16 protein-coding genes and 2 pseudogenes are annotated in these 23,283 nt (G+C 67.4%); 11 read left to right on the forward strand and 7 right to left on the reverse strand.

The genetic code is table 11. The features are described 5' to 3' along the window. Positions 1-90 precede the first annotated feature (90 nt). From ACTQ49_RS06250 to ACTQ49_RS06260, 3 genes are all read right to left on the reverse strand, one after another. Positions 91-2,028 (reverse strand): ABC transporter ATP-binding protein, encoded by a 1,938-nt coding sequence (locus tag ACTQ49_RS06250; protein WP_441826988.1) that lies wholly within the window; start codon positions 2,026-2,028, stop codon positions 91-93. Further along, a complete protein-coding gene (locus ACTQ49_RS06255; RefSeq protein ID WP_441826989.1) occupies positions 2,025-4,019 on the reverse strand; it encodes an ABC transporter ATP-binding protein in 1,995 nt (664 codons plus the stop codon). The genes ACTQ49_RS06250 and ACTQ49_RS06255 overlap by 4 nt, the downstream gene beginning before the upstream one ends. Before the next feature lie 68 nt (positions 4,020-4,087). Further along, entirely contained in the window at positions 4,088-5,404 is a 1,317-nt protein-coding gene (locus ACTQ49_RS06260) for a DUF4921 family protein (RefSeq protein ID WP_441826990.1), read from the reverse strand. Positions 5,405-5,869: 465 nt separating this feature from the next. Between ACTQ49_RS06260 and ACTQ49_RS06265 the strand changes: the two genes are divergently transcribed. Together ACTQ49_RS06265 and ACTQ49_RS06270 are read left to right on the forward strand one after the other, a co-directional pair. Further along, positions 5,870-6,439, forward strand: coding sequence for a WhiB family transcriptional regulator (locus tag ACTQ49_RS06265; RefSeq protein ID WP_441826991.1), 570 nt, complete (start codon positions 5,870-5,872; stop codon positions 6,437-6,439). 112 nt (positions 6,440-6,551) lie between these two features. Beyond that, positions 6,552-7,316 carry an HAD family hydrolase gene (locus ACTQ49_RS06270; protein ID WP_441827094.1) on the forward strand — a complete coding sequence of 255 codons (765 nt, stop codon included), beginning with the start codon at positions 6,552-6,554 and terminating at the stop codon, positions 7,314-7,316. Between the two features lie 122 nt (positions 7,317-7,438). Here the strand turns inward: ACTQ49_RS06270 and serS are convergent, their stop codons facing one another. Beyond that, positions 7,439-8,713 (reverse strand): serine--tRNA ligase, encoded by a 1,275-nt coding sequence (gene serS / locus ACTQ49_RS06275; protein WP_441826992.1) that lies wholly within the window; start codon positions 8,711-8,713, stop codon positions 7,439-7,441. A gap of 79 nt (positions 8,714-8,792) precedes the next feature. Here serS and ACTQ49_RS06280 point away from each other — a divergent pair, with 79 nt between their 5' ends. Next, the gene (locus ACTQ49_RS06280) at positions 8,793-10,358 is read left to right on the forward strand and encodes a YegS/Rv2252/BmrU family lipid kinase (protein ID WP_441826993.1); all 1,566 of its coding nucleotides are present in this window, start codon (positions 8,793-8,795) and stop codon (positions 10,356-10,358) included. On the opposite strand, the gene ACTQ49_RS06285 is transcribed toward ACTQ49_RS06280, so the two are convergent. Next, positions 10,359-11,372: a zinc-dependent alcohol dehydrogenase family protein gene (locus ACTQ49_RS06285; protein WP_441826994.1), complete on the reverse strand. Its 1,014-nt coding sequence runs from the start codon at positions 11,370-11,372 to the stop codon at positions 10,359-10,361. Positions 11,373-11,409: 37 nt separating this feature from the next. Then, positions 11,410-11,742 (reverse strand): annotated as a pseudogene (locus ACTQ49_RS06290) (nuclear transport factor 2 family protein); the annotation flags it as partial. Positions 11,743-11,988: 246 nt separating this feature from the next. Between ACTQ49_RS06290 and ACTQ49_RS06295 the strand changes: the two are divergent. Then, positions 11,989-12,495, forward strand: a pseudogene (locus ACTQ49_RS06295) (LysR family transcriptional regulator); the annotation flags it as partial. A gap of 80 nt (positions 12,496-12,575) precedes the next feature. Beyond that, the gene (locus tag ACTQ49_RS06300) at positions 12,576-12,872 is read left to right on the forward strand and encodes a hypothetical protein (protein ID WP_441827096.1); all 297 of its coding nucleotides are present in this window, start codon (positions 12,576-12,578) and stop codon (positions 12,870-12,872) included. Between the two features lie 15 nt (positions 12,873-12,887). On the opposite strand, the gene ACTQ49_RS06305 is transcribed toward ACTQ49_RS06300, so the two are convergent. Beyond that, positions 12,888-14,090 carry an MFS transporter gene (locus ACTQ49_RS06305; RefSeq protein WP_441826995.1) on the reverse strand — a complete coding sequence of 401 codons (1,203 nt, stop codon included), beginning with the start codon at positions 14,088-14,090 and terminating at the stop codon, positions 12,888-12,890. 279 nt (positions 14,091-14,369) lie between these two features. On the opposite strand from ACTQ49_RS06305, the gene ACTQ49_RS06310 reads away from it, so the two are divergent. The 6 genes from ACTQ49_RS06310 (at position 14,370) to ACTQ49_RS06335 (ending at position 23,233) form a co-directional block, all read left to right on the forward strand. Continuing rightward, a complete protein-coding gene (locus ACTQ49_RS06310; RefSeq protein ID WP_441826996.1) occupies positions 14,370-16,253 on the forward strand; it encodes a beta-glucoside-specific PTS transporter subunit IIABC in 1,884 nt (627 codons plus the stop codon). A 28-nt stretch (positions 16,254-16,281) separates the two neighbouring features. Continuing rightward, a complete protein-coding gene (locus ACTQ49_RS06315) occupies positions 16,282-17,691 on the forward strand; it encodes a glycoside hydrolase family 1 protein (RefSeq protein WP_441826997.1) in 1,410 nt (469 codons plus the stop codon). 110 nt (positions 17,692-17,801) lie between these two features. Further along, entirely contained in the window at positions 17,802-18,677 is an 876-nt protein-coding gene (locus ACTQ49_RS06320; RefSeq protein ID WP_441826998.1) for a PRD domain-containing protein, read from the forward strand. Continuing rightward, complete coding sequence (locus ACTQ49_RS06325; protein ID WP_441826999.1) at positions 18,670-19,482, forward strand: HAD family hydrolase; 813 nt, start codon at positions 18,670-18,672, stop codon at positions 19,480-19,482. The genes ACTQ49_RS06320 and ACTQ49_RS06325 overlap by 8 nt, the downstream gene beginning before the upstream one ends. A gap of 147 nt (positions 19,483-19,629) precedes the next feature. Further along, positions 19,630-20,610 carry an aldo/keto reductase gene (locus tag ACTQ49_RS06330; protein WP_441827000.1) on the forward strand — a complete coding sequence of 327 codons (981 nt, stop codon included), beginning with the start codon at positions 19,630-19,632 and terminating at the stop codon, positions 20,608-20,610. A 94-nt stretch (positions 20,611-20,704) separates the two neighbouring features. Next, a complete protein-coding gene (locus ACTQ49_RS06335) occupies positions 20,705-23,233 on the forward strand; it encodes an FAD-dependent oxidoreductase (protein WP_441827001.1) in 2,529 nt (842 codons plus the stop codon). Positions 23,234-23,283: the final 50 nt, after the last annotated feature.

Genomic DNA, 23,283 nt, shown 5'->3' on the forward strand with positions numbered 1-23,283 from the left:
CATCCGTCGAACTACAGTTCTATTGTAGCGCAGCGAAATGCGTGCGACAAGGTATTTCAGGCAGACTGTCAAGCCAAAGAAAGACCCCGATCAGCTGGTCCAAGCATTCCAGAGTGAGGCGTACTGACCATTCCGGGCCAGCAGCTCCTCGTGGCTGCCCAGCTCCGCGATCTTTCCGTCGATCACCACGGCGATCCGGTCTGCGTCGTGGGCAGTGTGCAGGCGATGGGCAATCGCGACGACCGTGCGCCCTTCCAACAGGCTGGACATGGAGCCCTCCAGATGGCGAGCGGTCTTGGGGTCGATCAGACTGGTGGCCTCGTCGAGCACCAAGGTGTGCGGGTCTGCCACGACAAGACGCGCCAGGGCCACCTGCTGCGCCTGCGCCGGGGTGAGCACTTGCTTGCCCGAACCCACCAGGGTGTCCAACTGCTCGGGCAGACGCTCCACCCAGTCGGCGGCCTCCACCGCTCGCAGGGCGTCCCAGACCTCCTCGTCCGTCGCCGAATCCTCGCGTGCCAGCACGATGTTGTCGCGCACGGAACCCACGAAGACGTGGTGCTCCTGCGTCACCAGAGCCACCTGCGTGCGCAGTTCGGTCAACGGCAGCTTCATCACGTCAACCCCACCGACGCGCACTTCCCCCGCTCGCGGGGCATTGATGCCGCTGAGCAGGCGCGCCAGCGTGGACTTGCCGGAACCCGACGGCCCGACGATCGCCATCCGCTCCCCCTGCTGCAGATCAAGGCTGACGCCGTGCAGCACGTCGTGTCCCTCGCGATAGGCGAAGCGCAGGCCGTCGGCCACCAGATGGTCGTCCACCGGCTGCTCACCGGAGGACTCACGGTCCGGTGGCACGGCCGCGATCCCGAGCAGACGGGTGGTGGAGGCCATGCCCACCTGCAAGCGATCGAGGGTCTGGATCAGACGGTCCATCGGCTCGACGAGCTGCTGCACATAGATGGCCGCGGCAGTGATCTGGCCGAGCGTGACCATGCCGTGGGCGTGACCCCAGGCTCCCAGCAGCACGATGAGCACGAGCGGCCCCTGATAGGCGTAGTCGACGCTGAGGAACATCTGATTGCGCAGGGTCATGGTGTACCGCTCGGCCTGGGCGGAGATCTCCACGTCTGCGTCGGTACGGCTGGCGCGTAGATCCTGCAGGCCCAGCGCCTCCACCGTACGAGCACCCTCCACCGTCTCGGCCAGGCCGGTGTTGATCTGTGAATAGGTGCCACCCTCGGTGATGTAGCCCATGGGTGCCTTGCGCAGGTAGCCCCGTGCCACCACCGTCAGCAGGACCAGTGACAGCACGCTCGGGAGTGCGAGCAACCACGAGTTCAGGAACATCGCCGCCAGCGTGAGGATGGTCATCACCGAGGCGATCACGAGTTGGGGCAGGGCCCAGCGGACAGCTCCGGACATGGTGCCGACGTCGCGGGTCACGCGAGTGACCAGGTCACCACTGGAGGCCCGCTCGACCGTGCCGAGTGGCAGCTTAAGCACGAAACGCACCACATACTCGCGCGCTTCGGCCAGCATGCTCTGCCCGAAGACGGCACTGGCACGCCGCGCACCGAAGGTGAGCAGCGTCTGCAGGAGCACCACGCCCACGACCGTGAGGGCGATCCCGTCGAGCTCAGTGGCCAGCGAGCCGCCTCCTTGGACAGCCCGGTCCACCAGCCCACCGAGCATCCGCGGCACGAGGAGCCCGACCGCCGCAGCAGCGGCATTGAGCACCACCAACCACACTGCGAGCGACCGGCGCCTGGAGACCATGTCCTTGAGGAAGGACACCACCGCGGAATCCGGAGCCACGGGCAGACCCCGCTCGGGATTGCGGGACTGGGCGTAGTACTCCTGCGCCCGCACGGCCCGCAGGTCGCGCCGCCGGCGCCATCCCCGAAGACGCAGCGGCAACCAGACGGACTGGTCAAGTCGCAATTCCTCTGGGATGTCACTGCCGGCCGGCGGGTCCTCGCGCCAGGTGCTGGCCGAGCTCGCGAGCAGGTCATCAGCGGTGCTCATCGCTCGTCTCCTCGGGCATCGTCGGTCTTCATCTGGGCATCGTCGCTCTTCGCCTGGGCGCCGGGCGCGACATCCCCGTCGTCGGGAAGTGCCTCCATGTCGCGGACCACCACGGCCCGGTAGTCAGAATTCGTGGCAGCCAGTTCGGCATGACTGCCCTGGGCAACCGCCTGCCCGTCCACCAGCAGGACCACGTCGTCGGCATGGTGCAGCAGTAGCGGTGAGACGGAGGTGACCACGGTGGTGCGGCCACGGCGATGTTCCGCCAGCCGTTCGGCGATCCTCGCCTCGGTGTGTGCATCCACGGCGCTGGTGGGTTCAACCAGCACGAGCACCTCCGGGTCCGCCAACAAGGCCCGGGCCAGCACCAGTCGCTGACGCTGCCCACCCGACAGGCCGCGGCCGCGCTCGTCCAGAATCCCCTGCCAGCCGCCGGGCAGGGCGTCGTAGACATCCTCGGCGGAGGCCGTGCGGAGGGCAGCCTCTGCCTGCTGCCGAGTGGCCCTGCCGTGCGGATCGAGGAGCTGCTGCAGGGTGCCAGCGAAGACCTGGGCATTGGTGTCATTGACCAGGACGCGGCGCCGTAGCTCCTCGAGCGAGACCGTCGACAGGTCCACGCCGTCGAAGCTCACCCCCCATGTGCGTTCGGCGATGTCCTCGTCCGCCGCGATGCGGCGCTGCAACAACGCCTCCTTCTCAGCGCGAGCCCGCTTGGCCGCGCGCCCCTTGAGCTCGTCGTCGACGGCCAGGCTGACCGGCTCCGACTCGGCCGGTAGGTAGCGCCCGATCCGGTCCGCCAGCGCTGCGGAGTCATCCGGGACGGCACTGACCACGACGGTCAGGCGGCCGGGCTGGATGACTGCGCCCGATTTCTCATCGACGATGACGGCATCGTGCGGCAGCGCAGTCCACTCCCCCACCTCTGGCCAGACGGGCTCCTGTCCCAGCACGGCGATGGTCTTCTTGGCGGACACGAGGCCCTGGACCCACTTCTGCACGAACTCGAAGAAGGTACTGATCGGCCAGACCATGAAGATGGCGTAGCCGAAGAAGCTCACCAGCTGCCCGATGCTCAGGCGTCCGGCGAGCATCTCGCGGGCGCCCAGCCAGGTCAGTACCACCAGGAGCAGGCCCGAGAGCAGCACACTGAGCGCATCAACGGCCGCCTGCCAGCTGCCCGCCGTCACACCGGCGCGCCGCACCTTCTGCGACTGGGCCGCGTAGTTGTCCCCGAAGGTGCGCTCGCCGCCAACCCCTCGCAGGATCCGCAGGCCCGCGACGATGTCCGTGGCCATTCCGGTCAGTTCGCTGGAACGGCCACGTTCGGCAGCCTGGGCGCGCTGCAAGGGCTTGAGCAGCGGCGTCGCCGCGCCCACCAGGAGCGGGGCCGCCACCAGCGTCACGAGGCCGAGCTTCACCGACTCCCCGAGCACGAGCACCGCGACGAAGACGAAGGCGCCCAGCGCGGCGATCGCCCTGCCGGTGACCTCGAAGACCATGCCGAAGGTTTCGGCGTCGCCGCCGGCGATGGACAGCATCTCGCCCGACGGTGTACGGCGAGTGGCGACGTGCCCCAGTTGGGTGGCCTTGCGGAGCACCAACTTCATCGTCTTGTACATGGCCACCAGAAAGCCGGTCACCGCACTGGTGTGCATCAGGGTGCCGCCGATCACACCGATGGTGATGCTGAGCGCCATCAGGCCCGCCCACGGCAGGGTCGCGGAGACGCTGCCCCGGCTGACCCCCTCGTCGATGGCGCGCCCCAGCAGCCACGGATTCACGGCGCTGGGCAGGAACATCATGACGCCGACGGCGGCGCTGGCGGTCACAAGGTCAGCCTGCTGACGCAGCTGCCAGCGCAGAAAACGTGCGGGGCTGCGGGTGTCCGGCTCGTCGGCCGACGCCGGGACACCCGGGTGGCCGCTCGTCGTGGCAAGGGCATCCCGGGTGCGTCTGGTGAAGGCCGTCGTGGCCGGAGGAAAGGTCTGCATGGCAGGACTGACCCTAGGGCCCACCGCCGACACTTTTCACCCGATTTTCGTCAGGCCGCGCTGACTTCTCAGACCGGGATGCTCCCCTTGGGCAGTCGACACTCGTCACCGATCCGCATTCCCGCAATCCTGCCCTCGGCCCGCAGCCGCTCCAGCTCCGGCAGCACCCGGTCGCGCACATCCCACGGGGACAACGTGTTCAGGTAGATCTTGGTGGCCCCCTCGAAGCCCGCCAGAGTGGAGATGCGCCACTTCAGGACGATCCGGAAGGGCACCGGCAGATCGGTCTCGACCGGCCCTTCGTCGAGCTGCGGCGGACGATGGTGCCACTCCTCATTGCAGGAGAGCCGGGCCCCACCGGCAGCATGCATGGCGTGTACCAGGTCGCTCATGGCGTCGAGCTGCACCGGACTGAGACGCCAGGGCTCCTGACGGTCGGCCAGGGAGTAGATCTCGATCGACGGATAGCGGTGTCCAAAGCCCGCGATCGCCACGGCGTGGTCATTCGCCGCCAGCACCAAGCCGTGCTCGATCGCGACATCCAGCAGGTATTCGTTGAAGGCATTGGGATTGCGGGCCAGGGTGTCAGCGGCCCCGTCCACATGGGCACCCACCTCGTCGATGGCGACCACCTGACGGTGCAGGTGCTCGAAGGACGCGCCCGCCGGTTTGAGCCAGTTCTGGAAGACCGAGACATATCGGACTGCGGCATTGCTGCGGTACAGGTCAGCCATCGCCTGCACGCTCATCGAGAAGTAGGCACGGTGCTCCGAAACGGTGAGCTCCCCCGACGAGGCGAGCTGGGCGGTGTCGGTGGCCCCGTCCACGTGATGGCGGCGGGGGATCACGAGTTCATGGGTGGTGCCCAGCCAGCCGACGGCAGCCCGGAGCAAGTCCTCCGCCGAGGGGTCCCCCGTCTCCTTCTGCAGCCGGTGTTTGAGCCGCCAGACGCGGTCCAGATGCGCCCTTCCATCCGGGTCTGCCAGGTACTCGCGGGCGCGCTCCTGGACCTCCTGGGTGGGCAGGACGCCATGATTGAGACGCCAGTAGTCCGCCGAGCAGATCTCGAAGAGATTGGGAATGCGGCGAAAATCCGGCTCCGTGGCGTCGAGCTGGCTGACATCGAGCCCGGTCAGCGTGCGCCAGCCGTCGCCGTCGCGCACGAGCCGCGCCTTCTCCGGCGGATTGTCCAGGTGGTGCCCCGGGCAGAAGGCGCAGGAATCCGCGACGCCACCCGGGGGCAGGGGCGTCGGCTCGTCGAGCGCGGCGGGAAGCGGCCGCTTGCCACGCCCTGGCATGGTCCACACCTGGGTCCCGGTGAAGGGATTGACCTGCTTGACCGTACCGTCCGGCAGGCGCTGCAGGAGTTCGTGACTGGGACTCATTGGGCCACCCTAACCCGCCTGACCGCCCACTGCCCGGGTGTGCGCCTCCCCGCCGGAGAGCGAGCCCGATTCTTAACCGAGAGAGTTCGAATGGGAAACTCTGGATGAATTGATCTCAGGGCGCGAGTACTCATTCCTGAACCTGAGCCAAAGCAACAGCAAACTCGAGCAGACTCACGATGAACACTCGGCCTCACCGGTTTTCCTGTCTAGTCAGGAAAACGACGGAAAGAGATCAAAGCTTTCACAGTCAAGCCAACGAACCATGAGTACAGATACTCAGAAAATTCTGAGCACCTGAGCTGAAGAGATTAGGGTAATTCGCCCCAGACTTCGGGTTTCACCGATGTTGGGAAACCTGAAAGGCTTGGCACGTCGAGCAAACAGCGTCACCAGATCGGGGCTGGGCGCTCGCAAGGGAAATCGTTCACCCATGAATCCCGCTCGAAAGTTGCCACTGAAGAAATGACCACACAGACCAAGACCGTCACCCCGGAACAGGCCTGCGTCGAACTCGCTTCGATCTTCCAGCATCCGCTGCTGGAAGAGCCGCATGCTCCGGCAAATGCCGAACAGCGCCACATGCAGACCCGGCTCACCCACCAGGCCGAACAGGCCTGTGGTCAGTGCCCCCTGCTGCACCGTTGCCTCTATGACGCCGTGGTGGAGCACGACGTCGCCGGATTCTGCGCGGGCACCACCCCCGCCCAGCGGTCCGCCATCCGCGCCCGCCTGGGTTTGCGCGTGAAGCCGGCGGACCTCGACAGCTTCGCTGGAGTCGTCACCCCAAACCGGCAGATCGACCCGCACGAGGTGCTGCGACTGCGCGCCGCCAATCCCCACGACTCGCTGGAGACCATCGCGGCCCGCCTCGGCTGCAGCCTGTCGACGGTCAAGCGCCATCTGCGCAAGGCCCGCACCAACCAGATCAAGCCCCGCTCCCTGCACCAGGTGCGCCCCAGCATGGAACAGGTGCTGCACGCCACCCGCCAGGTCCTCCACCGTGAGCCCGCGAAGCGATCGGAAGCCGCCTGACACGCCGTCTGACAAGTAGGGATGGGCGGGGATCGAAAGACCCCGGCCATCCCTGCGTCACGGAATGGTCACTGTTTGCTGGCATTCTCACTCCATGAGTTGGAAACCAGAGATGGTTGCTCTCGACATCGACGGAACCGTCGTTGATCTCGAGGGCAATCTGCCCGCCACCGTCCGCGACGCCGTCCAGAAGGTCCTCCGCAAGGACATTCCCGTGGTCCTGGCCACCGGACGATCATGGCAGGACACCGAGCCGATCTTCGACGCACTGGGCCTCCCGCCCGGCCCCGCTGTCACCTCCAATGGCGCAGTGGTGGTGGACTATCCGCCCTTCCGGCTGCGCAAGCAGGTCACCTTTGCCCCCGGTCCCGCCATCAACAAGGTGATGGCGCACTCTCCCCACCTACTGGTGGCCGTCGAGGATCCCCGGGGCGGCTACCGCCTCAACAAGCCCTTTCCCGACGGGGACCTGACCGGAGAGATGCGCATCCAGAGCGTCGAGGAATTGTGCTCCGAGCCCGTGACCCGGGTGATCATCCGCGACCCCAATGCCTCCAGCGAGGACTTCAAGAAGCTGGCCAAGAGCCTCGGGATGCGCGGTGTGAGCTATTTCATCGGATGGTCGGCATGGCTGGACATCGCGCCGGTGGGCGTCAACAAGGCCCACGGCCTCAAGGAGGTCTGCGCTGAACTCGGAGTCAAGCGCAAGCGCGTGCTGGCCATTGGCGACGGGCGCAATGACGTGCACATGCTCAAGTGGGCCGGCCGTGGCGTCGCCATGGGGGACGCTCCCGATGAGGTCAAGGAATGCGCCGACCACGTCACCGGCAAGTTCGCCGATGGCGGCACGACCGACGAGCTCGACCGCTGGTTCTGAACCTCCCTGACGGGCCAACGCCGCCTGCCCCTCACGAGGGGCAGGCGGCGTCGATTCTTCCCGGCTCGATTCTTCCCGGTGCACCGATCAGGCCCGGTACAGCGTTCAGGCCTGTGCGGCGATCAGGCCTTGGGCGTCAGCTTCTCGAGCCCACCCATGTACGGACGCAGGGCCAGCGGCACGTGCACCGATCCGTCGGCCTGCTGATGGTTCTCCAGCAGCATGATGATCATGCGGGTCATCGCGCACAGCGTGCCGTTGAGGGTGGCCAGCGGGCTGACCTCGCCGTCCTTGCGCTGACGGATGTTGAGGCGACGGGCCTGGAACTGGGTGCAGTTCGAGGTGCTGGTGATCTCGCGGTAGCGGTTCTGGGTGGGCAGCCAGGCGTAGCAGTCGTACTTGCGGGCCGCGCTCAGCCCCAGGTCTCCACTGGCCACGTCCAGCACCTGGAAGGGCAGTTCCAGGGCGGTGATGAACTCCTTCTCGAAGTTCAGCAGCTTCTGGTGCTCGGCCTCGGCATCGGCCGGATCGCAGTAGACGAACATCTCCCACTTGTCGAACCAGTGGACGCGGAAGATGCCGCGGGTGTCCTTGCCATAGGACCCCGCCTCACGACGGTAGGCCGGGCTGAAGCCGGCATAGTGCAGCGGCAGCTTGGCGGCCTCGATGATCTCGTCGGAGTGGTAGGCGGCCAGCGGCACCTCGGCGGTGCCCACCAGGTAGAGGTCGTCGTTCTCCAGGTGGTAGACGTCGGCGGCGGCCTGGCCCAGGAAGCCGGTGCCCTCCATAGCCGACGGCTTCACCAGGGCGGGCGGGATCATCGGGGTGAATCCCCACTCGAGGGCCTTGGCCATGGCGAACTGGCTCAGCGCGAACTCCAGCTGCGCACCGACACCGGTCAGGAAGTAGAAGCGCGATCCGGAGACCTTGGCACCACGCTCCATGTCGATGGCACCGAGCATCTCGCCCAGCTCCAGGTGGTCGCGGGGCTCGAAGCCCTCGGCGGCGAAGTCACGCGGCTGGCCGATGGTCTCGAGGACCTCACCGTCGTCCTCGCCTCCGGTGGGGACACCCTCGATGACCAGGTTGCCCAGCTGCTTCATCAGCTCGTCGTAGTTGCGGCCCGCCTCGTCGGCGGCGGCCTGGGCGGCCTTGACGTTGGCGGCAAGTTCCTTGGTGCGCGCCAGCAGCTGCTGCTTCTCCTCACCCTGGGCCTTGGCCACCTGCTTGCCGAGCTCCTTCTGCTCGGCACGCATGGTCTCGAAGGCCTGGATGTTGCTGCGACGCGACTCGTCGGCAGACAGCAGCTGGTCGACGACCTCCCCTGAGCCGCCGCGCGCAATCTCACTACGACGGATGCGGTCTGGGTCGGTGCGCAGCAGCTTGGGATCAATCATGGGGCACAGCCTACCGATGAGCGGCCGCCACCACCCACGAGGCCGGAAGGGCTTGGCAGCCCGTGAGAGAATCGACGCCATGCTTGCCCGCCTGGTCGACCGCTTCAGGCGTCACTTTGCCCAGACGACGCTAGTCGTCTCGCTGGTGGCGCTGGCTGCGTGGACCCTGGGCACCTTTGCCACCGACTGGCTGGCACCGCTCGACAGGGTCGCGGCCCGCCAGCACCTCACCCCCGGAAGTCCCGCCGCCCAGGTGTGGGAGGCCATCGCCGTCGTCACCCTGCCGGGGCTGCTCGCCATGCTGATGGTGGCGGTGGCGGCATGGGCCTGGCGGCGTCGCCTGCGCAACCTCTCCATGGCCTTGCTGCTCTCGGTGAGCCTGGCCTGGGCCTCGGCCAACCTGCTCAAGTTGCTGCTGGGCCGGCCCCGCCCAGACTCCCCCTTCGACGTCATCACCGCGCACGGCTCGAGCTACCCCAGCTCCCACGTGACGATGGCGACGACGGTGGCGCTGATGGTGGTGGCCACCACCACGACCACCCGGCAACCGGTGGACTCCCGCTACCTGTGGCGTCTGGTGGGCGTGCTCGGCGTGCTCACGATCTCGGCCGACCGGATCGTGATGAATGCGCATTGGCCCACCGACGTGGTGGCCGGTTTCCTGTTGGGTCTGGTCTGCGCCAGCCTGGCCTGCCTTGCCTGCCGGGTGCACATGCTCCCGCTGCCACCGCGTCACCGCGTCGACGGCCGGCCCCGCACCTGCGCGGTGATCTGGAATCCGTCCAAGGTGCTCGACCGGGCCAGCTTCCGTCGCACCCTGGAGTACGAGCTGGAAGCGCGTGGTTGGGCGGATGCCCTGTGGCTCTCGACCCGCCCCGACGATCCCGGTTACGCCATGGCTCGGGAAGCACTGGAGCGCGACGTCGACATGGTGGTGGTGGCCGGCGGTGACGGCACGGTGCGGGTGGTCTGCTCCGAACTGGCCAACAGTGGCATCCCGGTGGGCATCATCCCGGCGGGAACCGGCAATCTGCTGGCCCGCAACCTGGAGATCCCGCTGGACGAGGTGGCCGCGGCCCGGGTGGCCTTCAACGGCAAGCCCCGCCCGATCGACCTGGTGCGGGTACGAATCGATGGCGAGCAGAGCACCGAGCACTTCGCCGTGATGGCCGGCATCGGCATCGACGCCCGCATCATGCAGAACACCCGCCCCGAACTGAAGAAGATGGTGGGTTCGGCGGCCTACTTCCTGGCCGCGGCACAGGAACTGTCGGCCGAGCCGATGGACCTCACCTTCCAGGCCGACGACGGCCCCGTGCAGCACCGCCGCGCCATGATGGCCGTGGTGGGCAATGTCGGGATGTTGCAGGGCGGCATCCAGCTGCTTCCCAATGCGCGTCCCAACGATGGCCTGCTCGATCTGATCGTTGCCTCTCCCCGCGGTTACGTCGACATGGCCACCATGACCGCCCGTTTCCTGGGCCGCCGGGGCACGGTGGACGGCGTGGACCAGGTGCAGGCGCGTCGGGTACGCCTGGAGGTGGCCCAGCAGATGCCCTATGAGCTGGACGGTGACAGCGGTGGCCGCACCACGGTCTTCGAGGCCGAGGTGGCGCCCGGCGCCCTGCTGGTGATGCAGCACTGATCAGGGCCGCAGCAGCACCTTCGTCGCCGTGCGCTCGTCCATGGCCCGGTAGGCCTCGGCCACCTTCTCCAGCGGCAGCTCGTGGTCGAAGACCTTGCCCGGCTGGATCTTGCGGTCGAGCACCAATTGCAGCAGGTGTTCCAGGTAGTTGCGCACGGGGGCGACGCCACCCTGGACGCCCTGATTCCTCCAGAACATCTGCGTGATGTCCATGTCTCCGTGAGGAACGCCGACGACGCCCACCATGCCACCAGGGCGCAGGCAGTCGACGGCCTGCTTGCGGGAGTCCTCGGTGCCGACACACTCCAGCACGCAGTCCGCGCCGATGCCCTCGGTCAGTTCCTGGATCTTCTTCACACCTCCCTCACCTCGTTCGGGGACGATGTCGGTGGCGCCGAACTCCTTTGCGATCTTCTGACGGTCTGCATGGCGACTCATGGCAATGACCCGCTCGGCTCCCAGCTCGACGCTGGCGAGCACACCAGACAGGCCAACGGCACCGTCCCCGACGACGGCCACGGTCTTGCCCGGGCCGACGCCCGCGCTGACGGCAGCGTGCCAACCGGTGCACATCACGTCGGACAGCGCCAGCAGGTGCGGGATGAGGTCCTCGTCGGGCTGTCCGGGGGTGGCGATCAGGGTGCCGTCGGCCTGCGGGATGCGGATCTTCTCGGCCTGGCAGCCGTCGTAGCTGCCGCCATTGAGGCAGTTGGCGTGGGCACCCTTGAGGCAGACCGGGCAGGTGTTGTCGCTGAAGGTGAACCCGCCGACGACGAAGTCGCCGACCTTGACCGCGGTGACCTCCTCACCGGTCTGCTCGACGATGCCGACGTACTCATGCCCGACCGGCTCGGGGTCTCCCATTGCAGAGATGCCGCGGTAGCGCCACAGGTCCGAGCCGCACACGCAGGTGGCGACGGTGCGGATCACGGCGTCGGTGGGCTCGACGATGGTCGGGTCTTCTCGCTCTTCGTACCGCACGTCGTTGGCGGCGTGGAGGACTGCTCCGTACATGCTGTTCTCTCTTTCCCGGACGCAGAGGTCCGCTGCGTCAGGCGTGATGGGGGCGGGTCTCGGTCATCAGGAAGTGCTGCTCACGGTGGGCGATCAGCCACTGTCCGTCGCGCTCCACCAGGGTGTCGGTGTAGCGGATGTAGTTGTCGGAGACCACGTCCCCGTCCTCTCCGGCGCTGATCAGGGCGGCGCGGCAGTAGTGGACATCGGTCGCGGTGCCGTCACCGTTGAGGGTGATCACCTGCTGACCATTGAGGTGGTGCGAGGCCTTGACGTTCGTGGTGAAGGCCGAGAACTGACGGGTGAGTTCCTCGACGCCGTGGATGTCCATGGCGCGCTGGCCGCCCATGTACACCTCCACGTGCACGTCCGGGGTGAAGAAGGTGGACTAGGCGGCAACATCGCACTCCAGGTTGGCGAAACCGTCAATCACTTCGGCGATCGCCTGCTTGGCTTCAAGTTCTGCGAGGGACACGGTGGATCTCCTGTGTGGCATGGGTTCGAGACCTTCTCGATGTCTTCGAAGATAGTTTTCCTCAAGAGCATTCTTGATCGAGAATGACAATTGCCAATAAAGGTCTTTTATGACATGGGGTGAACCGTGAACACGAAGCAGATGGACTGCACGCTGGAACTGGCCTCGACGCTGCACTTCGGGCACGCTGCCACCAATCTGTTCATGAGCCAGCCGGCTCTGAGCTACCAGATCAAGACACTGGAGAAGGAACTGGGATTCACCCTCTTCGAGCGCAGTGGCCGCGGGGCGGCTCTCACCCCGGCGGGTTCTCAGTTCTGCCTGAGCCTTCGCTCGATCCGGGCCGACCTGCAGCAGGCCGTCGAACAGGGACAGAATGTGAGCAGTCGCTTTCGAGACTCGGTGCGCGTCGGGCTGCCCTACCGCTCGGCGTTGCCCCAGCTCCCCCGGGTCATGGCGAGGCTGGCCGAGCGGCACCCGGACACCTCGGTCACGCCAGTCTTTGGCCAGACGCTGCAACCCGAGGCGCTGGCCCGGGGAGAGCTCGACGTGCTCTTCGCCATGGGGGATGACGTGTGCCGCAGCGCCCACGTCAGGACACACCCCCTACGTCCCAGCCGAATCCTCCTCATCACCCGACCCAGCGATGCCCTGGCTCGCAAGGACATCGTTCTGCCTGCCGACCTGCGAGCCCGCACGCTGATGGTGGGTGGAGGGTCTCCCCCACCTTGCGCGCCGTCCAGCGACGCCTGGTCGAGACATTGGGGATCGACCACTTCAACAGCAACGACCACGACACCACGCTGGTCAACGTCGCCGCGGGCAGGGGTGTGTGTCTGGCTCCCGACTTCCTCGACGACCACACTGGCGCCTTTGCCTGGACCCCCTTCGACTGCCCGGAGACCGTGGACATCGTGCTGTGCACCCGACGGGAGGAGCGACGCCCGGCCGTGGTGGAGCTGGTGGAGATGCTGCTGGCGGGCCAGTCCGCATCCGATCGCAGTGCATCAAGTCCTGCTCGCTAAACTCCTTAGGAGCCGTCAGGCGGCGGACGGGTTGCGGGCCCACAGCCACGTGATGACGGCGGCGACGGCAGACATCGCGACGAAGCCGGTCATCACCTGCGGCAGCGTGAACAACCGGGTCAGTTGGCCGATCACCAGGTTGGGCACCATCGCGCCCAGATAGCAGGTCACATAGATCGCGGCCAGCACACCCGCCCGCTCCGACGGGGCCGTGCCCTGCAACAGGCCACGGATGCCCGAGGTGACGGTGAGCCCCTGCGAACAGCCGGCCAAGGCGCCGAAGAGCAGGAAGCCGACCATCGCACCACCGGAGAGGCTGGCCCACAGGCCCACCGCCCCGATCAGGAAGCCGGTGATGCCGATCCGCTGCGCCGTCGCCGGCAGGAAGCGGCCGCCAAGGCGAGCCCCAAGGATGCCGGGAACCATGAAGGAGCTGAAGACCAGAGCCATGCCCAGGGCCTTGTCGGTGTGCAGGTAGTCCTTGGTGATGCTGGGGCCCAGCGACTGGTAGGCGGCGCCCAGCGCCCACGTCGACATGAAGGTCGTCGCCGCCACCGGCATCAGGCGACGCACGTGGGGTGGCAGCGCCAACCTGGGCCGGAGCGAGGCCAGCACCCCGGGCGTGCGGGGATGGGTCTCGGGAGCCAGCAGCACCAGCACCAGGCTGACCCCCAGCAGGACGATCACGGCGAAGTAGACGGTGGTACGTGGCGCGGGCCCCAGGTCCACCAGCGCCCCCGACCCGAAGGCTCCCAGCGTCATCCCCACATTGGAACTCTGGGAGGTGATCAGCGTCGCCAGCCACGGGGGCCTCTCCGGGGCGGCGTCCACGACGTAGGCCATGACCGCGCTGGAGGCCAGACCACTGCCAACCCCCATCAGGAATCGGCCCAGCACCAGTGGCGCCACCGAGTCCACCCGCAGCAGCACCACGCACCCGGCCATCACCACGAGGAGGGTGGCGATGGTCAGTGGCCGTCGTCCCAGATGGGTGGACAACCGCCCCAGGAAGAGAAGCGCCGCGATGGTGCCCAGGAAGTAGAGCCCGACGGCCAGCGAGAGGTCGGCGGTGGTGACCCCGTTCTCCGCCCGGTAGGTGTTGTACAGCGGCAGGGGCGCGGCAGCGGCAACGAAGGAGGTCACGAGGGCCAACGTCGCGGCCACGAAGGCCAGGCCCTGCGGGCGCTGGTGCCGGGCTCCGGCGACTTGCTGCCCCATCCGGCCCCTCCCTCCCACGACACAGCCTGCCCCAGTATCGCCGGAGCGCGAGGCCCACTCAATCGTGTCCAAGTCGTAGCCGGACGGTCTTCCTCTCGTTGAGCAGACCCCCCTTCACAAGCGACTGACCGCATGATCTAATGTAGTCATCGTCCTCACGAGGACACCCAGGATTGTTACCCGGCCACGGTCGGGGCAAGACCCGGAACGCATCAGTGCGTTCTGGGTCTTTTTTGTTTTCCGGCCATAGTGGCCGGCATCAGGAAAGGAAGTCCGGCAATGGCGTCGGTTGATTACAGGAAGACGGCGGAGGAGATCCTCGCCAAGGTGGGCGGTGAGGCGAATGTCTCCGGCCTCACGCACTGCGCAACCCGGTTGCGACTCAAGCTGCGCGACGAGTCGAAGGCGGACACCGCCGCGGTGGAGCGGATCCCCGGTGTCATCACCGTGATGAAGGCCGGCGGCCAGTACCAGGTGGTGATCGGCAACAACGTGCCCAAGGTCTACGCCGCACTCGGCGAGATCTCCAAGCTCACCGGCGACACCGCCTCCGACGAGGACACCGGCCCCAAGGGCAGCCTGCTCAACCAGTTCATCCAGCTGATCAGTTCCATCTTCCTGCCGGTGCTGTGGCCACTGTCCGGCGCCGGCCTGTTCAAGGCCTTCCTGGCCGCCGCCACCACCTTCAAGTGGATCAGCACATCCAGCACCACCTACGCCATCCTGAACGCGTCGGCCGACGCACTGTTCAACTTCCTGCCGATCTTCCTGGCAGTCACCGCCGCCAAGCGCTTCAAGGCCAACCAGTTCACCGCCATGGCGATCGCCGGCGCGCTGGTCTACCCGACGATCATCGCGCTCAACGTGCCGGGGCAGAAGGTCGAGTTCTTCGGCATCCCGGTGGTGATGATGAGCTATGTCAGCTCCGTGCTGCCCATCGTGATCGGCGTGTGGCTGCAGAGCTACCTGGAGCGTGGCCTCAACAAGGTGCTGCCGGACTGGCTGCGCAACTTCATGACCCCGCTGCTCGCGATCGCCATCATGGTCCCGCTGATCCTCATCACCGTCGGCCCGGTGACCACCATCGCGGCCCAGGGCGTCAGCTCCGGCGTCAACTGGCTCTTCGCCACCGCCCCGTGGGCGGCCGGCGCCGTGATGGGCGGCCTGTGGCAGGTCTTCGTGCTCTTCGGCCTGCACTGGGGCCTGGTGCCGATCATGCTCAACGATCTCTCCACCCAGGGCTACACCCTGCTCGGCGGCCCGATCCCGCCCGCCGTGCTCGCCCAGGCCGCCGCCGCGCTGGCCGTGGCCCTGCGCACCCGCAGCGCCAAGCGTCGTGACATCGCCACCGCCGGTTCGCTGTCGGGCTTCGTCGCCGGCGTCACCGAGCCCGTCATCTACGGCGTGAACCTGCCGCTGAAGCTCCCCTTCTACGCCGGCATCGCCGGCGGTGCGGTGGGCGGCACAATCGCCGCCCTGGGTGGCAGTGCCAACAACCAGTTCGTCTTCCCCAGCCTGCTGGGCCTGCCCGCCTACATGCAGCACGGGAGCTTCGTCATGCAGCTGATCGGTTGTGCCGTCGCCGTGGGCATCGCCTTCGCAGTCACCTTCGTCGCCATGGACCGTGAACAGGCCGACGAGGTCGCCGACGTACTGCCAGATCCCGTCGTCGACGACGCCGATGCCACCCCCGCTCCCCTGACCGGCAGGGCCATCACCCTGGGCTCCCCCGTCGAGGGGGAGCTGGTGGCCCTGGCCGATGTCCCGGACAAGGTCTTCGCGTCGGGCGCCATGGGCTCCGGCTTCGGCGTGCAGCCTGCCAATGGCACCATTGTCGCTCCCTGCGACGGCACCATCATCGTCGCCACCAGGACCGGGCATGCCTACGGCCTGAAGTCCACAGACGGCGTCGAGGTGCTGGTCCACGTCGGCATCGACACCGTCCAGATGCAGGGCGACGGCTTCGAGACCTTGGTGAGCAAGGGCGACGTCGTCACCAAGGGCCAGCCGCTGTGCCGGGTGGACCTGGACCAGGTCGCCGCTGCCGGCTATGACCCCACCACGATCGTGGTGGTCACCAACACCACCAAGCTGTCCGAGGTGACGCCCGGGGCCGCCGGCCACGTCGCCGCCGGTGCCGACGCGTGCGTCGTCGTCGCCTGAGACCCCAACCCAGAAGGAGAATCACGACATGAGCGAACTGACATTCCCCGAAGGCTTCCTGTGGGGCGGCGCGCTGGCCGCCAACCAGTACGAGGGCGGCCACGACGCCGACGGCAAGGGCCTGAGCATCCAGGACGTGATGCCCAAGGGCATCATGGCGCCGCCCACCGAGGAACCGACGCCGGACAACCTCAAGCTGGAGGGCATCGACTTCTACCACCGCTACGCCGACGACATCGCCCTGTTCGCGGAGATGGGCTTCAAGGTCTTCCGCTTTTCGATCGGCTGGAGCCGCATCTTCCCCCAGGGCGATGAGGACACCCCCAACGAGGCGGGCCTGGCCTTCTACGACCGGGTGATCGACGAGTGCGAGAAGCACGGCATCGAACCGCTGGTCACCCTGAGCCACTACGAGACGCCGCTGCACCTGGCCAAGACCTACGACGGCTGGGTGGACCGCCGCTTGATCGGCTTCTACGAGAACTTCGCCCGCACCTGCTTCGAGCGCTACGGCAAGCGGGTGAAGTACTGGCTGACCTTCAACGAGATCAACTCGGTGCTGCACGCGCCGCTGATGTCCGGCGGCATCTGGACGCCCAAGGAGCAACTCTCCCAGCAGCAGCTGTACCAGGCCATCCACCATGAGCTGGTGGCCTCCGCGGCCGCCACCCGGATTGCCCACGAGCTCAACCCCGAGCTGCAGGTGGGCTGCATGATCCTGTCCATGCCCGCCTACCCGCTCACCCCGGCCCCGGCCGACGTGCTGGCCGGCAAGCTGCTCGAGCGCGACAACTACGCCTTCGGCGACGTGCACTGCCGCGGCGCCTACCCCGGCTACTTCCTGCGCAAGCTGGCCGAACTGGGCGTCGAGCTGGAGATCACCGACTCCGACCGCGAGACACTCAGGCACACCGTCGACTTCGTCAGTTTCAGCTACTACGTCAGTGTCTGTGCGTCGGCCGACCCGAGCATCGAGAAGGGCACCGGCAACATCTTCGCCGGGGTCCCGAACCCGACGCTGCCCGCCTCCGAATGGGGCTGGCAGATTGATCCCGTCGGGCTGCGCCTGGTGCTCAACGACTACTGGGACCGCTGGCAGAAGCCGCTGTTCATCGTCGAGAACGGCCTGGGCGCCAAGGACGAGCTCGTCGAGGTGGACGGTGTGAAGACCGTCGAGGACGACTACCGGATCCAGTACCTCAACGACCACCTGGTGCAGGTGCGCGAGGCCATCGCCGACGGCGTGAACCTGCTGGGCTACACGTGGTGGGGGCCGATCGACGTGGTCAGTGCCTCGACGGCGCAGCTGAGCAAGCGCTACGGCTTCATCTACGTCGACCGCAATGACGACGGCACCGGAACGCTGGAGCGCTACAAGAAGAAGTCCTTCGACTTCTACCGCGAGGTCATCGCCACCAATGGTGGAAGCCTGCGCTGACCAGGCCTGGTCTGGTCGAGGGTCGGGCCCGCCGGGAGCACGCGGCGGGCCCGGCCCTGACCACCGGCCCGGACCAAGTCCGGACCCGAGCGATGTGAGGAGGTGGGGCGATGGAGCTCCTGCGGGTCTTCAACAACAATGTGGTGCTCGCCCGCGCCGCCTCGGGCGACGAGGTGGTGCTCACCGGCCGCGGACTCGGCTTCAAGGCCAGGCCCGGCCAGCGGGTCGACGAGTCGAAGGTGGTGCGCATCTTCGTGCCCGACACCGGCCGCAATGCCGACAACTTCGCCGCCCTGCTTGCGGCCATCCCGCCCGAACACCTCGACCTGGCGGCACGGGCACTCGACGCGGTGCGTGGCGACCTGCCGCAGGGCTACCCGTCGAGCACCCTGGTGGCCCTGGCCGACCACCTGAGCTTCGCCATCAAGCGCGCCCGCAGCGACATCGAGGTCGACTACCCGCTGCGCGCCGAGATCGCCCACCTCTACCCGCAGGAGATCGCGACGGCCGAACGGCTGCTGGAACATGTCAACGCCGAGCTCGAGCGGCCCTTGGGCCCCGACGAGGCGATGCCGATCGCACTGCACCTGGTCAACGCCTCCTTCAAGGGCGGCGACCTGTCGAAGACCTACCAGATGACCGGCGTCTTCAGCCAGATCTTCGACATCGTCGAATCAGCCATGGAGACGCCGCTGGACCGCAACTCGGTCAACAGTGCGCGGTTCATCACCCACCTGCGCTACTTCTTCGTCCGGGCCCATGCCCGGCAGCAGCTGCACGACGACCTCACGCCGCTGCACTCCAGCATCGAGCAGACCTATCCCGACGCGGCACGCTCGGCCCGCCGCGTCGCCGAGATCCTGGAACTGCGACTGGGGGCGCCGGTGACCAGCAGCGAGACCACCTACCTGGCCATGCACATCGCACGGCTCACGTCCGCCGAACGCCCCGGCGAGGCACCCCGACCCGAGGAGAACCATGACTGAGTCCAAGATCCTGTTGCTCGACGTCGACGGCACCCTGGTCCGCTACGACACTTCGGTGCCCACCAGTGCCGCCGAGGCGGTGCGGGCCGCCCGCGCCCGGGGCCACGAGGTCTTCATCTGCACCGGGCGGGCCAAGGCCGAGGTCTACGAGCACCTGTGGGAGCTGGGGCTGGACGGCATGATCGGCGGCAACGGTTCCTACATCGAGCACCGCGGCGAGGTGGTGCACCACCAGGTGCTCGACGTCGACGTGGTGGAACAGGCCGTCGCCTGGCTGCAGGACAAGGGCCTGGCCTTCTACCTGGAGTGCAATTCCGGGCTCTTCGGCAGCGAGGACCTGCCGGAACAGGCCGCCGAGCGGCTCGGCAAGACCCCCGACTTCGTCCGCAGCATCTTCCCCGAGATGATCCACGACACCTCCCGCGGCCACGACGACGTCAACAAGATCAGCTTCGTGCTGCCGCGCGGCATGGAGCTCGACGAGCTGCACCGGCTCTTCGACGGCCGCGCCCGGATCGGCTCCTGGACCGCCGCCGGGGTCGAGGACGAGTTCGGCGAGATTGGCCAGCTGGGCGTCGACAAGGGAGCAGGCGTGCGCTTGCTCGCCGAGCACCTGGGCCGCGACGTGGCCGACATGATCGGCTTCGGCGACGCCCGCAGCGACATCCCGCTCCTGGCTGCCTGCGGCACCGGTGTCGCGATGGGACAGGCACCCCACGAGTTGCAGGCACTCGCCCACCTGGTGACCGCTCCCGTCGACGAGGATGGCCTGGCCAAGGCCTTCACCACCCTGGGACTTGTGTGAACACCCGCGTCGCCCCCACTCGCCAGCGCCCGTTCGGTCTGCTCGATTTCGCCGTGGAGTTCCACGACACACACAAGGACTACCCCACATCGGTGCGGTGAGCACGGACCCGTTCAACCACGACCCCACCCCAGAAGGAGAACGACCATGGAATACACCAAGCTCGGCCGAAGCGGCCTGGAAGTCTCACGCCTGTGCCTCGGCACGATGGGATTCGGCACGCCCGGCGAATGGATCCATGACTGGGTCATCGACGAGGATGCCAGCCGCGAGGTGGTCAAGACCGCCCTGGATGCCGGCATCAACTTCTTCGACACCGCCGACGTCTACTCCCGGGGCGGCAGCGAACGCATCCTGGGCAAACACCTCAAGGACATGGCCGATCGCGACGAGATCGTCCTTGCCACCAAGGTGAATGGCCGCATGCACGATGGCCCCAACGGCGAGGGCCTGTCGCGCAAGCACATCATGAGCGCCATCGACGCCAGTCTGGAACGGCTCGGCACCGACTACGTCGACCTCTACATCGTCCACCGCTGGGACTACACGACCCCGATCGAGGAGACGATGGAGGCACTCAACGACGTGGTGCGCTCCGGCAGGGCGCGCTACATCGGCGCCTCCGCCATGTTCGCCTGGCAATTCCTCGAGGCCCTGCACGTCAGCGAACAGCACGGCTGGTCGAAGTTCATCAGCATGCAGAACCACTACAACCTGCTCTACCGCGAGGAGGAACGGGAGATGCTGCCGCTGTGCCGCGCCAAGGGCATCGGCGTGACCCCGTACTCCCCGCTGGCCGCCGGACGGCTGGCCCGCGACTGGAATTCCACCTCGCAGCGCGCCGAGAGCGACTTCGTCGCCAGGCAGAAGTACGACTCCACCCAGGAGACCGACCACCGCATCGTCGACGCCGTGGGGCAGGTTGCCGAAAGCCACCGGGCGACGCGAGCCCAGGTGGCGCTGGCCTGGCTGCTGGCACAGGAACCCGTCGCCTCTCCATTGATCGGTGCGACGAAGCCGTCCCACATCACCTCGGCGCTGCCCGCGCTCGAACTGGAACTCACCGCGGAGGACCGCGCGCTGCTGCAGGAACACTATGTGCCGCACCAGGTGGTGGGGCCCCAGTAACACCCTTCCCCGCATCCGGCGGAACGACGATTGACTCTCCATATACCCCCCGGGGTACTATTGTGGTGATCGAAAGACCACACAGGAGAAGTCAATGAAACTCGTCGTCGTCGGTGGCGTTGCCGCCGGGATGTCCTTGGCCGCCCGAGCCCGCCGCCTTGATGAGCACGCACAGATCGTCGTGCTCGAACGCTCCCAGTACGTGTCCTTCGCCAACTGCGGGCTGCCCTACCACGTGGGCGGCACCATCGCAGACCGGGAGCGCCTGATCCTGCAGACCCCCGAGACGCTGCGCGAGTCCCTGGATCTCGACGTCCGCACCGGCCACGAGGTCACCGCCCTCGACGTCGAAGCCCGCACGGTCACCGTGCGCGAGCTGTCAACCGGCCGCACCTACACGGAGAACTACGACGAGCTGGGCCTGTGCATGGGCGCGACGGCCATCCAGCCCAAGCTCCCCGGCCACGATCTGCCCGGCATCCACACCCTGCGCCAGATCGAGGACATGGACGCCATCATCGAGCGCGCCAGCGCCGTCGAGTCGCGCTCCTCGAAGCCGCTGCGCGCCCTGGTGGTCGGCGCCGGCTTCATCGGCCTGGAGGCCGCGGAAAACCTCGTCGAACGGGGAGCCCAGGTGCACGTCGTCGAGATGGCCCCACAGATCCTGCCCCCGCTCGACCACGAGATTGCCGCACCCGTCGAACAGGTGCTGCGCACCGCTGGCGTGCAGCTGCACCTCGGCACCGCCGTGGAGTCCTTCGCCCCCGCCGACGGTGACACGGTGAAGGCCACGCTCGGCGACGGCACCACCCTTGACGCCGACCTCGTGATCATGTCGATCGGCGTGCGCCCCCTCACCGACCTCGCGGTCGCCGCCGGCATCGAGATCGGCCCGCGCGGCGGCATCGTCGTCGACGAGCAACAGCGCACCAGCGCCGAGCACGTCTGGGCGGCCGGTGACGTCGTCGAACACCGACACACCGTGCTGCCCGGCGAGCACCTGGTGCCCCTGGCCGGACCCGCCAACCGCCAGGGCCGCGTGGCCGCCGACAACATCTGCGGCCGCGAGGCCAGCTACAGGTCCAGCCAGGCCACGTCGGTGGTGAAGGTCTTCACCATGACGGCGGCAAGCACCGGCGCCAACGAGCGCCAGCTGAGTGCCGCGGGGCTGCCCCACACCGCCGTCCACGTGCACCCCACCGGTCACGCCGGCTACTACCCCGGCACCTCGCCGATGCACCTCAAGGTGCTCTTCGACCCCACCGACGGGCGCATCCTGGGCGCGCAGGGTGCCGGCACCGACGGCGTCGACAAGCGCATCGACGTGATCGCCACCGCGCTGCGCCTTGGCGGCACCGTGGCCGACCTCGAGGAGCTGGAGCTCTGCTACGCACCGCCCTTCGGATCTGCCAAGGACCCGGTGAACATGGCTGGATTCCTGGCCCACAACGTCATCAAGGGCGACGCGAAGCTCTGGTACCCCGGTGACTCGCTGGAGGGCTGCCGCGTCATCGACGTGCGCGAGCCCGAAGAGTTCGGAGTCTGGAGCCTCCCCAACTCCGAGAACATCCCGCTGGGCGAGCTGCGCGGCAGCTTCGACGGCTGGGACCGCAATCAGCCCGTCCGGCTGCTGTGCGCCGTTGGATTCCGCAGCTACCTGGCCCAGCGAATCCTGGTGCAGAACGGCTTCACCGACGTCGCCTTCCTCTCCGGCGGCACCGTCACCCACCGGGCCTGGTTCCCGGAGGACATCGAGAACTTCACGCCTGCCCAGGAGACCACCGTGCAGAACCCCCAGCCGACGAACCAGACCCCGCAGGACGGGAGCTTCGGCTTCCCCGATGCCACCGGCGTCACCCGCAATCTGCTCGACGTGGACTGCACCGGCCTGGCCTGCCCGGGCCCCATCATGAAGCTCACCGAGAGCATGAAGGACCTGAACCCCGGCGACGAGATCGTCGCGCACGTCTCCGATCCCGGATTCGCCGCCGACGCCCCGGCGTGGGCCCGGCGCAATGGCCACGAGCTGGTGGAGATCAAGCCCAGCGGGGCCGGACTGCGTGCCGTCTTCCGCAAGGGCGGGGCCGTGGCGGCCGGCGCGGGTCAGCCCGCCGGCCTGGCCGCCTCCGCCACCACCGGCGCGGCGTCGACCAAGGGCAAGAACTCCTTCGTCGTCTTCTCGGGCGACCTGGACAAGCTGATCGCCGCCTTCATCATCGCCAACGGTGCCCTGGCGATGGGCAATGACGTCAGCATGTTCTTCACCTTCTGGGGCCTCAACGCGCTGCGCGACCCGAAGGCGCCCAAGCGCGACATGAAGCCGATGGACAAGATGATGAAGGCCATGATGCCCTCCAGCGCCGACGCCCTGACGCTCTCGCAGATGCACATGGGCGGCGCCGGCACCGCGATGATCAAGCAGGTCATGAAGCAGCACAATGTGGCCAGCGTCCCGGAGCTCATCCAGTCCGCCATCGACAATGGGGCCCGGCTGATCGCCTGCACCATGACCATGGAGCTGCTCGGAATCGCCGAGAGTGACCTGCTTCCGGGCATCGAGTTCGGCGGTGTGGCCACCTTCCTCGATGAGGCGGGTGACTCGCAGACCACCCTGTTCATCTGAGCTCGGGGTGGCCCCGGCCCGGTCGCTTGGCGCGGGCCCGCCCCTCCCTG

This window comes from Luteococcus sp. Sow4_B9 (assembly GCF_052116585.1).
Lineage (GTDB): Bacteria > Actinomycetota > Actinomycetes > Propionibacteriales > Propionibacteriaceae > Luteococcus.

Coding starts and splice junctions, on each gene's coding strand:
- ACTQ49_RS06310 (WP_441826996.1), top strand. CDS start 14,370: ATGGCGTCGGTTGATTACAGGAAGACGGCGGAGGAGATCCTCGCCAAG.
- ACTQ49_RS06330 (WP_441827000.1), top strand. CDS start 19,630: ATGGAATACACCAAGCTCGGCCGAAGCGGCCTGGAAGTCTCACGCCTG.
- ACTQ49_RS06325 (WP_441826999.1), top strand. CDS start 18,670: ATGACTGAGTCCAAGATCCTGTTGCTCGACGTCGACGGCACCCTGGTC.
- ACTQ49_RS06320 (WP_441826998.1), top strand. CDS start 17,802: ATGGAGCTCCTGCGGGTCTTCAACAACAATGTGGTGCTCGCCCGCGCC.
- ACTQ49_RS06335 (WP_441827001.1), top strand. CDS start 20,705: ATGAAACTCGTCGTCGTCGGTGGCGTTGCCGCCGGGATGTCCTTGGCC.
- ACTQ49_RS06285 (WP_441826994.1), bottom strand. CDS start 11,372: ATGTACGGAGCAGTCCTCCACGCCGCCAACGACGTGCGGTACGAAGAG.
- ACTQ49_RS06260 (WP_441826990.1), bottom strand. CDS start 5,404: ATGAGTCCCAGTCACGAACTCCTGCAGCGCCTGCCGGACGGTACGGTC.
- ACTQ49_RS06265 (WP_441826991.1), top strand. CDS start 5,870: ATGACCACACAGACCAAGACCGTCACCCCGGAACAGGCCTGCGTCGAA.
- serS (WP_441826992.1), bottom strand. CDS start 8,713: ATGATTGATCCCAAGCTGCTGCGCACCGACCCAGACCGCATCCGTCGT.
- ACTQ49_RS06270 (WP_441827094.1), top strand. CDS start 6,552: ATGGTTGCTCTCGACATCGACGGAACCGTCGTTGATCTCGAGGGCAAT.
- ACTQ49_RS06255 (WP_441826989.1), bottom strand. CDS start 4,019: ATGCAGACCTTTCCTCCGGCCACGACGGCCTTCACCAGACGCACCCGG.
- ACTQ49_RS06280 (WP_441826993.1), top strand. CDS start 8,793: ATGCTTGCCCGCCTGGTCGACCGCTTCAGGCGTCACTTTGCCCAGACG.
- ACTQ49_RS06305 (WP_441826995.1), bottom strand. CDS start 14,090: ATGGGGCAGCAAGTCGCCGGAGCCCGGCACCAGCGCCCGCAGGGCCTG.
- ACTQ49_RS06315 (WP_441826997.1), top strand. CDS start 16,282: ATGAGCGAACTGACATTCCCCGAAGGCTTCCTGTGGGGCGGCGCGCTG.
- ACTQ49_RS06250 (WP_441826988.1), bottom strand. CDS start 2,028: ATGAGCACCGCTGATGACCTGCTCGCGAGCTCGGCCAGCACCTGGCGC.